The organism is Nonomuraea sp. WAC 01424, assembly GCF_003947315.1.
GTDB classification, from domain to species: Bacteria; Actinomycetota; Actinomycetes; order Streptosporangiales; family Streptosporangiaceae; genus Nonomuraea; species Nonomuraea spiralis.
In genome coordinates this window covers 1-12,222 of the sequence record NZ_QHHZ01000032.1, presented here as the reverse complement: position 1 = coordinate 12,222, position 12,222 = coordinate 1, and the positions used below count along the sequence as shown (strand labels likewise).

13 protein-coding genes and 1 pseudogene are annotated in these 12,222 nt (G+C 72.4%); 7 read left to right on the top strand and 7 right to left on the bottom strand.

Translation table 11 applies throughout. The features are described 5' to 3' along the window. Positions 1-9 precede the first annotated feature (9 nt). The 5 genes and pseudogenes from DMB42_RS50945 to DMB42_RS50925 all read right to left on the bottom strand — a co-directional run bounded on the left by DMB42_RS50945 (position 10) and on the right by DMB42_RS50925 (position 2,520). A complete protein-coding gene (locus DMB42_RS50945) occupies positions 10-423 on the bottom strand; it encodes a VOC family protein (RefSeq protein ID WP_125649022.1) in 414 nt (137 codons plus the stop codon). 86 nt (positions 424-509) lie between these two features. Next, positions 510-722 (bottom strand): DUF664 domain-containing protein, encoded by a 213-nt coding sequence (locus DMB42_RS54585; RefSeq protein ID WP_396986421.1) that lies wholly within the window; start codon positions 720-722, stop codon positions 510-512. Between the two features lie 161 nt (positions 723-883). Then, positions 884-1,087 (bottom strand): annotated as a pseudogene (locus tag DMB42_RS54580) (helix-turn-helix domain-containing protein); the annotation flags it as partial. A gap of 26 nt (positions 1,088-1,113) precedes the next feature. Further along, entirely contained in the window at positions 1,114-1,665 is a 552-nt protein-coding gene (locus DMB42_RS50930) for a copper chaperone PCu(A)C (protein ID WP_185845310.1), read from the bottom strand. A gap of 381 nt (positions 1,666-2,046) precedes the next feature. Beyond that, positions 2,047-2,520: a MarR family winged helix-turn-helix transcriptional regulator gene (locus tag DMB42_RS50925; RefSeq protein WP_125649013.1), complete on the bottom strand. Its 474-nt coding sequence runs from the start codon at positions 2,518-2,520 to the stop codon at positions 2,047-2,049. A gap of 107 nt (positions 2,521-2,627) precedes the next feature. On the opposite strand from DMB42_RS50925, the gene DMB42_RS50920 reads away from it, so the two are divergent. From DMB42_RS50920 to DMB42_RS50905, 4 genes are all read left to right on the top strand, one after another. Next, positions 2,628-3,275 carry a nitroreductase family protein gene (locus DMB42_RS50920; RefSeq protein WP_125649010.1) on the top strand — a complete coding sequence of 216 codons (648 nt, stop codon included), beginning with the start codon at positions 2,628-2,630 and terminating at the stop codon, positions 3,273-3,275. A gap of 122 nt (positions 3,276-3,397) precedes the next feature. Beyond that, positions 3,398-3,757: a hemerythrin domain-containing protein gene (locus DMB42_RS50915; protein WP_125649007.1), complete on the top strand. Its 360-nt coding sequence runs from the start codon at positions 3,398-3,400 to the stop codon at positions 3,755-3,757. 75 nt (positions 3,758-3,832) lie between these two features. Continuing rightward, positions 3,833-4,141: a hypothetical protein gene (locus DMB42_RS50910; protein ID WP_125649004.1), complete on the top strand. Its 309-nt coding sequence runs from the start codon at positions 3,833-3,835 to the stop codon at positions 4,139-4,141. A gap of 122 nt (positions 4,142-4,263) precedes the next feature. Then, positions 4,264-6,462 carry a SulP family inorganic anion transporter gene (locus DMB42_RS50905; protein ID WP_260478421.1) on the top strand — a complete coding sequence of 733 codons (2,199 nt, stop codon included), beginning with the start codon at positions 4,264-4,266 and terminating at the stop codon, positions 6,460-6,462. A gap of 41 nt (positions 6,463-6,503) precedes the next feature. Here the strand turns inward: DMB42_RS50905 and DMB42_RS50900 are convergent, their stop codons facing one another. Next, on the bottom strand, positions 6,504-7,463 hold the full coding sequence (locus DMB42_RS50900; RefSeq protein ID WP_125649114.1) for a DUF523 and DUF1722 domain-containing protein: 960 nt from the start codon (positions 7,461-7,463) through the stop codon (positions 6,504-6,506). A 73-nt stretch (positions 7,464-7,536) separates the two neighbouring features. On the opposite strand from DMB42_RS50900, the gene DMB42_RS50895 reads away from it, so the two are divergent. Next, on the top strand, positions 7,537-8,058 hold the full coding sequence (locus DMB42_RS50895; protein WP_125648999.1) for a hypothetical protein: 522 nt from the start codon (positions 7,537-7,539) through the stop codon (positions 8,056-8,058). Between the two features lie 185 nt (positions 8,059-8,243). Then, positions 8,244-9,140, top strand: a complete 897-nt coding sequence (locus tag DMB42_RS50890) for an alpha/beta hydrolase (protein ID WP_125648996.1) — start codon at positions 8,244-8,246, stop codon at positions 9,138-9,140. Here the strand turns inward: DMB42_RS50890 and DMB42_RS50885 are convergent. Next, positions 9,112-9,546 carry an ATP-binding protein gene (locus DMB42_RS50885; RefSeq protein ID WP_125648993.1) on the bottom strand — a complete coding sequence of 145 codons (435 nt, stop codon included), beginning with the start codon at positions 9,544-9,546 and terminating at the stop codon, positions 9,112-9,114. The genes DMB42_RS50890 and DMB42_RS50885 overlap by 29 nt on opposite strands. A gap of 324 nt (positions 9,547-9,870) precedes the next feature. On the opposite strand from DMB42_RS50885, the gene DMB42_RS50880 reads away from it, so the two are divergent. Then, positions 9,871-11,826 (top strand): endo-1,3-alpha-glucanase family glycosylhydrolase, encoded by a 1,956-nt coding sequence (locus DMB42_RS50880; RefSeq protein WP_125648990.1) that lies wholly within the window; start codon positions 9,871-9,873, stop codon positions 11,824-11,826. Positions 11,827-12,222 lie beyond the last annotated feature (396 nt).

Genomic DNA, 12,222 nt, shown 5'->3' with positions numbered 1-12,222 from the left:
CCGCGGCGCTCAGGGGGCCTGGCTGATGCGGATCAGGTTGCCCGCCGGGTCCCGTACGGCGCAGTCGCGCACCCCGTACGGCTGCGCCGCCGGCTCCTGGACGATCTCCGCCCCTTTGTCCACCAGCCGGTCGAAGACGGCGTCGAGGTCGTCCCCGGCCAGGTTGATGCCGGCGTAGGTGCCCTTGGCCATCATCTCGGCGATCGTACGGCGCTCGTCGTCGGTGATGCCGCACCCGTCGGGGACCGGCGGTTGCAACACGATCGACGTGCCGGGCTGCCCGGCGGGGCCGACGGTGATCCAGCGCATGCCGTCGTAGCCGACGTCGCCGCGTACCTCGAAGCCGAGGGCGTCGCGGTAGAAGGCCAGGGAGGCGTCCGGGTCGTCGTGGGGGAGGTAGCTGGAGTGGATGCTGATGTCCATGCCGGTCACGGTAATTCCGCTCCGGCCGCGGCGCTTCTCGAATCCTGACCGCTACGGCCCGGACGTCCCGGAGGCGGCCCCGGCACTCAGAGGCCGACGGCGCCGTCGATCCGCTCGCGGAGCAGGTCGGCGTGCCCGTTGTGCCGGGCGTACTCCTCGATCAGGTGGACGAGCACCCAGCGCAGCGAGACCGTGCCGCGCCAGGCGTCGTGGCCCTCGACGTCGAGATCGGGCGCGCGGGCGACGAATCCGTCGGCGAACGCGACCTCCTCGTGCCAGGCCCGCCAGGCGGCCGGCACCAGCGCGGGGTCGGCCGTCGCGCCGTCGAAGTCGCCGTCCGGGGCGGTGACCGCTCCGGCCGCACGCTTTCCCTGGCCCGCGCGACCCGGGCCAGCCGGTGCAGGTGCCGGACCTCGTCCTCGTCCAGGCGCAACACCCGGGCGACGGCGTCGAGCACGTCGTCGGAGACGTTCGGGCTCTGCCCCTGCTCCAGGCGGGTGTAGTAGCCGACGCTCACCCCGGCCAGCGGGGCCACCTCCTCCCGGCGCAGCCCCGCGACCCGGCGGCGCCGTACGCCGGGTCTCAGCCCCAGCTCCTCCGGCCGCAGCCGGGCACGACGGGAACGCAGAAACTCACCAAGAGCAGACCCCGGATATATCTCCACAGAATGGCAGAAAGCTCGCGCTCGGGTCAGCTGTGGCCCGGGGCGGGCGAGCCGGCTCCCCGCTCCAGCGGCAGCACGGGGATGCGCAGAGTGGTCGTCCCGGTCGTCAGGCGGAAGGTGACGTCGATCGGCGTGGCTCCGAGCGGCTGGTCGATGTCGAGGATCTCCAGATGTGGCCGGCTCTGCCCCTCCTGGAGGGAGAGGGTCGTGCGGGGCGGCACCGTCACGCTGACCTCCTGCTGCGGCGCGCCGGGGCCCGCGCGGTAGACGACCTTCTTGGCGTGCACGGTGCTGACGCCGGTCAGCTTCTGGGGCTGGTCGCTCTCGTTCACCAGGGTCAGGTAGAGGCCCAGGTCGTCACCGGACTTCTGCTGGTCCATGGGCGGGGCCAGGATGTGGACGTGCAGCAGCCGCATCGCCCCCACCTGACCGTCCACCAGCCCTTCGCGGTTGCCCCCGGTGGCCTGGGGGAGGGGCGACTCCCGTTGCCCCGGGTTGCAGGCCGGCAGCAGCGCCAGCAGGCACAGGGCCAGCAGAAGGGGCAGCGGCGCCCGCGGGCTCCGGGGTGATGTCCTCATCTTCGTTCCCTCGTGTGGTGTGAGGCCGGTTACGAGGGCCACAGCGCGGGCCCGCTCCCACGAGCGCCGCCTGCGGGGGGTTGACCGCAAGCACGGCGTACCCACCTCGCGGGACGCCACGCCGGGCGGCCCGCCGCGCGGAAATCCGGATGCGGGCCCGCCCCCGGACGGCCCCCCTTCCCCCATGCGAGAACACGCCGCCCCGCCCACCTCCGGCGCACTCCTGGGCTTCCCCCCCGGACGCCGGAGGATGCGCGCGCGAGCTGCCTCCCGGGCTCAGCGAATGGGCGGTGCCCGCCGCCCGTGACCTCCTCGGCCGGGAGGGCGTCACCCTCACCGACTACCGCACGCTCCGGCGAGCCTGGTCACGCGCCTGACGGGTCAGGCGGGCCGGGGTGCGCCGTCGTGCAGGATCTTGGCGAGCAGGGCGCCGAGCTGGGCGCGCTCGCCGGCGGTGAGGGCGTGGAAGGTGTCGTCGAGGAAGGCGGGGATCGACTCGCGGGCGGCGGCGAGCCGCCGGCGGCCCGAGGCGGTGATGGTGACGGCGTAGGAACGGCGGTCGCGCGGGTTGCGTTCCCTGCGGATGTGGCCGGCCCGCTCCAGGTCGTCGCAGACGCCCACCATCACGCTGCGGTCGATGCGCAGCTCCTCGCTGAGCGTCTGCTGGGAGCAGGGGCCGGTGTCGTCGAGCATCTGGAGCACGAGCTGCTGCCCGACGCCGAGCCCTTCCCGGCCGGCGTGCGCCTCGGCGGCGCGGGACACCGTGGCCGAGGCGCGGCACAACGCGATGTCCAGCCGCTCGGCGGCCAGCCGCGGGAAGTACGCCCCGCGCGGGTCGGGTGTGGTCGTCGCCATCGCTCTCCTCCTCGGTGGGCCCCCAGCATAGCGCATCCGTCTTCAGGCAGATTGTTTGACGACAGATGATTTGTGGGCATACGGTTTCGGTCGGAAGGAGACCTCACATGACCCTTGACCTGACCCCCGACGAGCTGCTGAGCACCACCCGCGCCGTGCGCAAGCGCCTCGACCTCACCCGCCCGGTGCCTCGCGAGCTGATCGAGCAGTGCGTCGACCTGGCCGTACAGGCCCCGACCGGGCGCAACCGGCAGCGCTGGCACTTCCTCGTCGTCACCGAGGCCGCGCAGCGCCGGGCCGTGGCCGACCTCTTCCTGCGCTCCCTGGCCGCCGGGGGCGGGCAACCGCTGACCGAACACGACATCCGTCGCATGAACCACCATCCCGGCTCCACCGAGCGCGTCTTCGACGGGCTGCGCCACCTGGCCGCCAACATCCACCGGGTGCCCGCGTTCGTCATCCCCGCCGTCGAGGGGCGGACCGACCGGGCGACGGTGACCGAGCAGGCCGGAACGTGGGGGTCGATCCTGCCCGCGGTGTGGAGCTTCATGCTGGCCGCCCGTGCGCGCGGCCTCGGCACGGTCTGGACCACCGCGCAGGGCCCGTACGAACGCGAGCTGGCCCGGGTGCTCGGCGTGCCCCACGACAAGGTCATGCTGGCCGCGTTCGTCCCGCTGGCCTTCACCCTCGGCACCGACTTCAGGCCCGCGCCCCGCGTCCCGCGCGAGGAGGTCCTGCACTGGGATCGCTGGTGACGGCGGACCCCGGGTAGGTCGAAGGCCGGGGTGTGAGGGCCTGACCTCCGGGTACCTGGGCCGGACGCAGGCGCCCGGCACCCCCGTCCCCGCCGGGCGTCCCGACCCCAGGGAGGCCGTTCATGGACGCGATCGTGCTGCTCAAGGAGGACCACAAGACGGTGGAGAAGCTGTTCAAGCAGTTCGAGCAGGCGGGCCCGGACGCCCACAGGACCAAGCAGAAGATCGTCGCGCAGGTCGTCGAGGAGCTGACCGCCCACACCTACATCGAGGAGACGATCTTCTACCCGGCCGCCCGCGCGGGCGCCCCCGACACCACCGGCCACATCCTGGAGAGCGTCGAGGAGGAGGAGAAGGACTGGTTCCCGCAGGTGCGCCGGTCCATGGGCCGCAACCGGCTCCAGGAGCTGGGCGAGGAGATGGCCGAGGCCAAGGGTGAGGCCCCCCGCGACCCCCTCGGCATCCCCAGCGCGTCCTCCTGACCCGCCGCGCGGATGGAACGGCTTGGAACGCCCCAACAGGTGAAGGCCCAACCATCCCGACCATGGGGGGAAACCATGACACATCTGAGGAGAAGGCTGCTGGCGGTGCTGAGCGCGGCGGCCCTGGCCGGTTCCGGAGCTGCGCTATCCGTCGCGGCGCCCGCGTCGGCCGCCACCCTCCAGCAGGCCACCCTGTTCGACGGGTCCGCCCGGAACCTCGTCGAGAACGTCGCCCTCGCCGGCGCCGAGACCGCCGCCCGCCGGAACGCCCTGAGCCACGGCTTCACCGACTGCTCGGTGTTCGAGTCGGTGGTCTCGCAGGACGCGCGCACCCACCTGTTCTTCGCCCTCGTCACGGTCCGTTGCGAGGACGCGGCCAGTTGAGGGGTCGTGCGGCCCGGCCCGCCGGGCAGCCGGACATGTCCGGCGGGTTCAACCGGCGTCGGACGTAGGGCTGATCTGGCACTAAGGTGTGCCGCATGAATATAACTACGGAGAGTAACATCATGCGTACTCTCAGACACGATGTGCCGGCATCGCTGGTGGTGTTCCTCGTCGCGGTGCCCCTCTCGCTGGGTGTCGCGCTCGCCGCGGGAGCGCCGCTGGCGGCCGGTCTGGTCGCCGCCGCCGTGGGCGGCATCGTCGCCGGTCGCCTGGGCGGTTCGGTGGTGCAGGTCAGCGGTCCGACGGCGAGCCTCACGGTGGTGATCGCCGGTCTGGTGACGACCTACGGCTGGCGTGCCACCTGCCTGATCACGATCATGGCCGGCGGCCTCCAGCTGCTGCTCGGCGTGTTCAAGGCGGCCCGGGCCGCCCTCGCGGTCTCGCCCGCGGTCGTCCACGGCATGCTGGCCGGCGTCGGCATCATCATCGCCCTCGCTCAGCTCCACGTCGTCCTCGGCGGCAGCCCGCAGCAGTCGGCCTGGGCCAACCTGGCCCAGCTCCCCAGCCAGATCCTCGACATGCACGGCCACAAGGTCATGGTCGGCATCCTCACCGTCACGGTCCTGCTGGTCTGGGGCCGGATGCCGAAACACGTCCGGGCGATCCCCGCGGCGCTGGCCGCGCTGCTCACCGCCGCCGTCACCGCGGCGGCGTTCGAGTGGAACGTCACCCGCATCGACCTGTCCGGGGCGATCACCGCGTGGGCGCCGCCCGAGCTGCCCAGCGGTGACTGGCAGCACATCGCCATGGGCGTGCTGCTGGTGGCCCTGGTGGCCGGGGCGGAGTCGCTGCTGTGCTGCGTGGCCACCGACGGCATGCACACCGGCGCCCGTTCCGACCTGGACCGGGAGCTGACCGGCCAGGGCGTGGCCAACATGCTGAGCGGCGTGCTCGGCGGGCTCCCGGTCGCCGGGGTGATCGTGCGCAGCACCACGAACATCCAGGCCGGCGCCCGTACCCGCTGGTCGGCGGTCCTGCACGGCGTCTGGGTCCTGCTGTTCGCCCTCTGCCTGGGCTGGACGATCAAGCTGATCCCGATGGAGGCGCTGGCCGCGCTGCTGGTCTTCATCGGCATCAAGACGATCAGCCTCGGCCACCTCAGGAAGGTCCACGGCCACAACGAGGTGCCCGTCTACGTCATCACCATGTCCGGCGTGATCCTGGTCGGGCTGGCCGAGGGCGTCCTGGCCGGGCTGGCGCTGGCCGCCCTGCTCGCGCTGCGGCGGCTCACCCGGGTGACCGTGGACAAGCGCCAGGAGGAACCCGGCGGGGTCATGCACACGACGGTCTCCGGCTCGCTCACCTTCCTGGGCGTGCCCCGGCTGACCCAGGAGCTGCGGGCCATCCCGCCCGGCACCGCCGTCGACCTCGACCTGAACATCGACTTCATGGACAACGCCGCCTTCGACGCGCTCCACTCCTGGCGGCTCGACCACGAACGCCTGGGCGGCACGGTCACCGTCGACGAACTGCACGACGAGTGGTACTCGATGGCGGCCAGCGGCGGCCGCATGTTCCCGGCCAAGAGCCCGCCCAAGGCGCCCGGCCGCTGGTGGCTCCCGTGGACCCACCGCCGCCGTCCCCTGACGGCCGCGGCGGCGATCGAGTGCCGGCTCGCCCAGGGCACGGACGAGTTCCACAAGCGCACCGCCCCGCTGCTGCGGCCCGTCTTCACCCAGCTCGCCACCCAGCAGCGGCCCTCCCATCTGTTCCTCACCTGCGCCGACTCCCGCGTCGTGCCCAGCCTGATCACCTCCAGCGGCCCCGGCGACCTGTTCACCGTCCGTAACATCGGCAACCTGGTGCCGTGCTCAGGGGCCGAGCCGCGCGACGACTCGGTGGCCGCCGCCATCGAGTACGCCACCGGCGTACTGAAGGTGCACACCATCACCGTCTGCGGACACTCCGGCTGCGGCGCGATGGCGGCGCTGCTCCAGGGCCCGGCCACCACCGAGGGCCTGCCGCAGCTCACCCGCTGGCTCCGGCACGGCCACCCCAGCCTCGACCGGCTCGGCGAGAGCGGCCAGGACACCACCGTCGAGGACGCGGCCCTCGACGCGCTGTGCCGGCTCAACATCCAGCAGCAACTGGAGAACCTGCGCACCTACCGCAAGGTGGACGAACAGGTCAGAGCCGGGCAGCTGACGCTGGTGGGGCTGTACTTCCACATCGGCTCGGCGCGGGTGCACCACGTGCCACCGCGTGATGCCGACTCCCCGGCCTCGGACGGTTCCCTGCCGACCGAGCCCACCCCGCTCTAAGTGCTTCCTCCCGCCGCGCCGCCGCCTGCGGCGCGGCGGTCTCACACGACGTGGTTGCGCAGGCCCAGCTCCTCCGGATAGGGGGAGAAGTACGTCTGATCCTCGACGTACGTGGCCGCCTCGCCCCGGGCGTGGTGGCGCAGCAGCGTGAGCGGCACGCACAACGCGACCCGGTGCGCCGCGTACGAGCCGATGACCTCGACGAGGTCGGCCCGGCGCACCGGGTCGAGCTCGTCGCCGATCATGCCCAGGCAGTGTTGCAGGACGTTGACGTGCCGGCCGATCGACGCCTTGACCGCCATCGCCGCCCGGAACGCCGTCCCGTACGCCTGCGCCAGCTCCTCGCGCGGCCGGATGCCCGCGGCGGCGACCAGGCGGCCGGTCTCCCGGTAGCCGTCGGGGGAGTGGGCGAGCAACTGCATCTTGTGCCGGGCCTGGAAGGCGACCAGGTCGCGCGGACGCCAGTCGCCCTCCAGCAGCTCACGCAGCCGCGCGTGGGCGAAGACGCGCTCGACGAACGCCTCCCGCAGCACGGCGTCGTTGAGCCGCCCCTCGTCCTCGACGGGCAGCAGCGGGTGGCCCTCGATCACGGCGTCGGCGAACAGGCCCCGGTTGTTGCGGGTCACGGCGTTGTCCCCGGCGTAGAGCGGGATGCCGTGGATGCCGCAGCTCGGGCTCTTGGCCTTGAACACGTAGCCGTCGGCCGCGAGGCGCGGGGAACGTTCGGCGGCCAGCTCGTCCATCAGGGCGGTGAGGTCGCGGCGGCTCTGGCGGGTCATCAGGCGGGGACCGGCCGGGGAACGTTCCAGGCGCAGCGTCTCGCGGGGCGCGCCGAGGCCGATCTCCATCTCGGGGCAGATCGGCAGCCAGTCCACGAACGGCGCCAGGTCCTGGGTGAGGAACCGGGCGCGGCTGTGCCCGCCGTTGTGCCGTACCGGCTCGCCGAGCAGACAGCTCGACACCGCGACCCGTGGCCTGCCCCAACCGTGCTCCTCCACCATGTCCTGACAGATGCCCACCTCGCGCGTCCGCACGCCACAGAGATTTGTCGCAACCAGGGCGTAGCGTTCAGCCATGACGAATGCGCACATTCCGCTTGATGGCGAGCAGTGGCAGCCTGGAGACCTCGTCGTCGACGCCGACGGCGGCCTGTTCACGCGCGCGAGTGCGCAGGACCAGGACCGCGGCCTGCCATGGGGACGGCCCAGGCACGCCGCCCGCCGCGCCGACGGGAGCCCCCACGTGCCGGACGGCGAGGCGGGGGAGGAGGTGCCCGCCCGGCCGCTGACCCTGCTGCTGCGCGACGGCCGTCCCGTGTTGCCCGCCGTACCGGCCGACGCCGCGACGGTGCTCGGCACGCAGGCCCGGCAGACCGCGGCCCTGGCCGGCGTCGGCGGCCTGTTCCTCGCGGCCACCGCCTTCGACCCCGACGGCGCCGGGGATCCGAGAGCCGCCCGGCTCCGCGCTGACCTGCTGGACCACGTGGTCGTGGTGGACGGGGCCGAGGAACTGGCGGCGATGTTCGGCGGCGCGGCCGACGGGCTGCTGGTCGAACTGGCGGAGTGGCACCGCCGCAGCATGGAGGAGAGCGCCTGACCGTCGAGCGCGGTCGGCGCGGCGCTGGCACCAGCAGGCTCTCGGCGGCTTGCGCCGCTGTCCCATCCGGCACCGGTCACCGGCCGTACAGAAGCGGTGCGGATGCGACGATCGGCGCGCGGACGCGCGCGATGGCCGACGGATGGCGGATGATCCCGGTGGAGGCGACCGACAGGATGAACGGCATGGATCCCGAACTCGAAGCATTCATCCCGCTGTTCCCCCGCGCCGACCTGACCGACCCGGTCGCCGAGCGCGGGAACTTCGCCGCGCTGGCGGCCGCCGTGCCGGGGCCGGACGTCGCCCACCTGGAGATCGAGGACATCACGGTGCCCGGCGACCCCGGCGTGCCGATCCGGATCTACCGTCCCGAGCGGGCGCAGGGGGCCGTCATCTGGCTGCACGGCGGCGGGTTCGTCATGGGCGACCTGGACACCGAGCACCCGTGGGCCGCCCGGCTCGCCGAGGGCTCCGGCGCGACGGTGATCTCCGTGGGCTACCGGCTGGCCCCCGAGAACCCGTTCCCGGCCGCCCTGGACGACGCCTACGCCGTCCTGACCTGGACCGCCGAGCACGCCCGCGAGCTGGGCGTGGACCCCGAACGGATCGCCGTCGGCGGCCACAGCGCGGGCGGCGGGCTCGCGGCCGCGATGGCGCTGCGCGCGCGGGACGAGCAGGGCCCGCCCATCCGCTTCCAGCTCCTCAACCAGCCGGGACTCGACGACCGGCAGGAGACCTGGTCGCAGCGGAACTTCACCGACACCCCCTGGATGAACCGCGACAAGGTCGCCGCCTCCTGGCGTCACTACCTGGGCGCCACCCTCGCCACCCCGTACGCGGCCCCGGCGCGGGCCGGCGACCTGTCGGGCCTGCCGCCGGCGTACGTCGCCACCGCCGAGCTGTGCCCCAACCGCGACGAGGACATCCTCTACGCTCTGCGCCTCCTCCAGTCCGGTGTGCCGGTCGAGCTGCACCAGTGGGCGGGCACGTTCCACGGGTCGCAGGCGATCCTGTCGGCCGAGGTCTCGCAACGGCAGATCACCGAACTCGGCGTCACTCTGCGCCGCGCCCTGGCCCCCTGACCCCGCCGACGGGTCGGGGGCGTTTCACGCGGAGGCGTACCTGGGAGGAGCCGGTGGTGCGGCTGATGGCGAATTCATCGCAGAGGTGGCGCATCACCCACAGGCCGTATCCGCCCGGCCCGGGCAGGGGGCGGACGTCGGGGCAGGCGTCCGGGCGCAGGCGGCCCGTGTGGTCGCCGACGTCGACGGTGAGGAAGTCGTCGTCGGTCCAGATGCGCACCCAGCCCGCCCCGCCGGCGTGGTCGAGCACGTTGGTGACCGCCTCGTTGGCGGCCAGCGCGAGGTCGTCGCCCCGGTCGGGAGCGAGCCCGGCCTCGAGCGCGTGCCGGCGGACGAGTCGGCGCAGCCCCGCGAGGTCCCGGCTGATCGGCCAGGTCGCGGCGGCGCCGGAGGCAGGCTCGGACATCGGTCCCTCCTACCCGAGATCACACACCGTGTGCCCATGATGACATCGGCCCGGTCATGCGCGCAGGCCGGGCGGAGCTGGAAGGTGTCGGAAGGCGCCGGTCCGTCCTGCCCAGGCGGCGGGGGTCCGCCGCCGTCCTCGGGGTGGGGATCGGAGCGGGCCGAGGGCGTCCGATATCTCGGGATATGGGACGCGAAAATTGGCATCGTTCCAAAAGAGGGGATTTATCCGAAAACCTGGGTCGGTTGTTGGATCTTGCTCCATCGTTGGCGATGCAACGCGGCTCCGCTGCGGCGGAGGCGTACCGAGAGCCGAGGGAGTTCCATGCTCAACCGATATCGGGCCCTGCCGGCCGCGGCGGCGATGCTCGCCGCGCTGGCGGGCACGGCCGTCGCCGTGCCCGCGCAGGCGTCCGCCGTCGCGCCGGTCACCGTGACGTTCGCCGCCACGGAGGACGTGTTCGTCAGCCAGGCCGAGCCGGCGAAGAGCTTCGCCACCGCCACCTGGCTGAGCGTCTGCGGCACCGAGTGCGGCAGCGCCGCCGCGGGTCAGCGGGTCGGCCTGACCCGCTTCAAGGTCACCGGCATCCCCGAGGACGCCGAGGATGTCAAGGTCACCCTGGACGTCGTCTCCGCCAGGACGACGGACACCACCGTGTCGGCCCGGCCCGTGACCGGTTCGTGGACCGAGGCCGCCACGACCTGGAACACCCGGCCCGGGTTCGCCGCGGCGGCCGTGGCCTCGCACACCGGCTTCACCGCCGGTACGACGGCCAAGCTGGACGTGTCCGACGCCGTGACGGGCGACGGCACGTACGCCTTCGCGCTGACCGGCGCGGACGCCACCGCGACCGTGCTGATGTCCTCACGCGAGACCGGGAACCGCGGACCGAAGCTCACGGTCACCTACACCGAGGGCGGCGGCAAGCAGACCGACGGGCCGCTGCCGTTCGTCCTGCCGGGGACGGCGGCCCTGCGCGGGTCGGCCAAGAAGGTGTTCGCGCACTACTTCACCCCGTATCCGGTCTCGCTGGACAACCAGGCGCCGGCCAGTGACTACTACGCCAGGAACTACCTCAAGCCGGACGGCGAGAGCGGCAAGCACGCCGCCTACGGCGGCCTGCTGCGCGACCGGCCGCTCGGGCGCGACCCGATCGCCGGCGACTACGCGCTGGCCGACTTCAAGACCGAGGTCAGGCAGGCCGTCGCGGCCGGTCTGGACGGGTTCACCGTGGACATCCTGTCGATCACCAGCGCGCACTGGACGCGGGTGCAGAACCTGATCAAGGCGGCCGAGGCCGTGGACCCCGGGTTCAAGATCGTTCTCATGCCGGACACGAACGGCCTGGCCTCGGTGGACAGCGCCGCGTTCGCCACGGCGATGGCGAAGCTGGCCGCCTCGAAGTCGGTCTACCGGCTGGCGGACAACCGCCTGGTGGTGGCGCCGTTCAAGGCCGAGGGGCGCAGCGCCGCCTGGTGGGCCGACTGGATGAGGACGATGGAGACGCAGCACGGGATCAAGGTGGCCCTGGTGCCGTGCTTCCTCGACTTCAACAAGTACCGGGACGCGTTCGCCTCGATCAGCTACGGCTTCTCGAACTGGGGCAACCGCAACCCCGCGGCCAACTCCGCCCTGGGCGGCAACATCGACCGCGCGCACGACATGGGCAAGATCTGGATGCAGCCGGTGTCGATCCAGGACGAGCGCCCCAACCAGGGCGTCTTCGACGAGGCGGGCAACACCGAGAACCTGCGGGCGACGTGGAAGGGCGCGATCGACGGCAAGGCCGACTGGGTCCAGCTCACCACCTGGAACGACTACTCGGAGAACACGCAGTTCGCGCCGTCCAGGAACGCCGGTTGGACGTACCTGGACATCAACGCCTACTACCTGACCTGCCACAAGCTCGGCTGCCCGAAGATCACGAACGACGCGGCGTACCTCACCCACCGGGTCCAGCCGGTCGCGGCCCAGCCCACCTTCGCGCAGACCAAGCTCATGAAGCTGCGCGGCGGCAGCACGGCGGCGCGTGACACGGTCGAGGTGCTGACCATGCTGACGGCGGCGGCCAAGGTGTCGGTGACGATCGGCGGCACGGCGCAGAGCTACGACGCGCCCGCCGGGGTGTCGGCCAGGACGTTCCCGCTGAGGACGGGGACCGCGTCGGCGACGGTCACCAGGGGGACGGCGACGGCGGCCAAGGTGGTCTCGCCGTACCCGGTCACGGCGACGCCGAACGTGCAGGACCTGCACTACCGCGCGGCCTCCAGCGAACGCTGACCGCACCGTCCGGGGCCGCGTCACCATGGCGCGGCCCCGGACCGGGGGCGGCCACGGCCGGACACGCGCTTTCGGGTTTCGGAGTTGACCGAGGCCGCCCTGCTGTGAAATGCTGAAGGCGGCACCGAGGTTGACACTTATAGTAAGTGTGGACATTCGTTTGTAAATTGCGTTATGCTGCTGCCTCGCGCCGCCCGCAACGTCCCGGATTCCGTCCGGGCGTTTGGCGTGCGCGCAGTTCGATTCCATCCGCGCCCTCGGAAGGACAACTGTTGGCAGCCTCGCGCAACGCCTCCGCCGTACCCGCTGGTCCCCGTCGCGTTTCTTTCGCGCGTATCCAGGAGCCCCTCGAAGTTCCTGACCTTCTCGCTCTGCAGACCGAGTCGTTCGACTGGT

What these genes read in the sequence shown, in the direction of transcription:
- DMB42_RS50945 (WP_125649022.1), bottom strand. Translation starts at nt 423, where the DNA reads ATGGACATCAGCATCCACTCCAGCTACCTCCCCCACGACGACCCGGAC.
- DMB42_RS50930 (WP_185845310.1), bottom strand. Translation starts at nt 1,665, where the DNA reads ATGAGGACATCACCCCGGAGCCCGCGGGCGCCGCTGCCCCTTCTGCTG.
- DMB42_RS50925 (WP_125649013.1), bottom strand. Translation starts at nt 2,520, where the DNA reads ATGGCGACGACCACACCCGACCCGCGCGGGGCGTACTTCCCGCGGCTG.
- DMB42_RS50920 (WP_125649010.1), top strand. Translation starts at nt 2,628, where the DNA reads ATGACCCTTGACCTGACCCCCGACGAGCTGCTGAGCACCACCCGCGCC.
- DMB42_RS50915 (WP_125649007.1), top strand. Translation starts at nt 3,398, where the DNA reads ATGGACGCGATCGTGCTGCTCAAGGAGGACCACAAGACGGTGGAGAAG.
- DMB42_RS50910 (WP_125649004.1), top strand. Translation starts at nt 3,833, where the DNA reads ATGACACATCTGAGGAGAAGGCTGCTGGCGGTGCTGAGCGCGGCGGCC.
- DMB42_RS50905 (WP_260478421.1), top strand. Translation starts at nt 4,264, where the DNA reads ATGCGTACTCTCAGACACGATGTGCCGGCATCGCTGGTGGTGTTCCTC.
- DMB42_RS50900 (WP_125649114.1), bottom strand. Translation starts at nt 7,463, where the DNA reads ATGGTGGAGGAGCACGGTTGGGGCAGGCCACGGGTCGCGGTGTCGAGC.
- DMB42_RS50895 (WP_125648999.1), top strand. Translation starts at nt 7,537, where the DNA reads ATGACGAATGCGCACATTCCGCTTGATGGCGAGCAGTGGCAGCCTGGA.
- DMB42_RS50890 (WP_125648996.1), top strand. Translation starts at nt 8,244, where the DNA reads ATGGATCCCGAACTCGAAGCATTCATCCCGCTGTTCCCCCGCGCCGAC.
- DMB42_RS50885 (WP_125648993.1), bottom strand. Translation starts at nt 9,546, where the DNA reads ATGTCCGAGCCTGCCTCCGGCGCCGCCGCGACCTGGCCGATCAGCCGG.
- DMB42_RS50880 (WP_125648990.1), top strand. Translation starts at nt 9,871, where the DNA reads ATGCTCAACCGATATCGGGCCCTGCCGGCCGCGGCGGCGATGCTCGCC.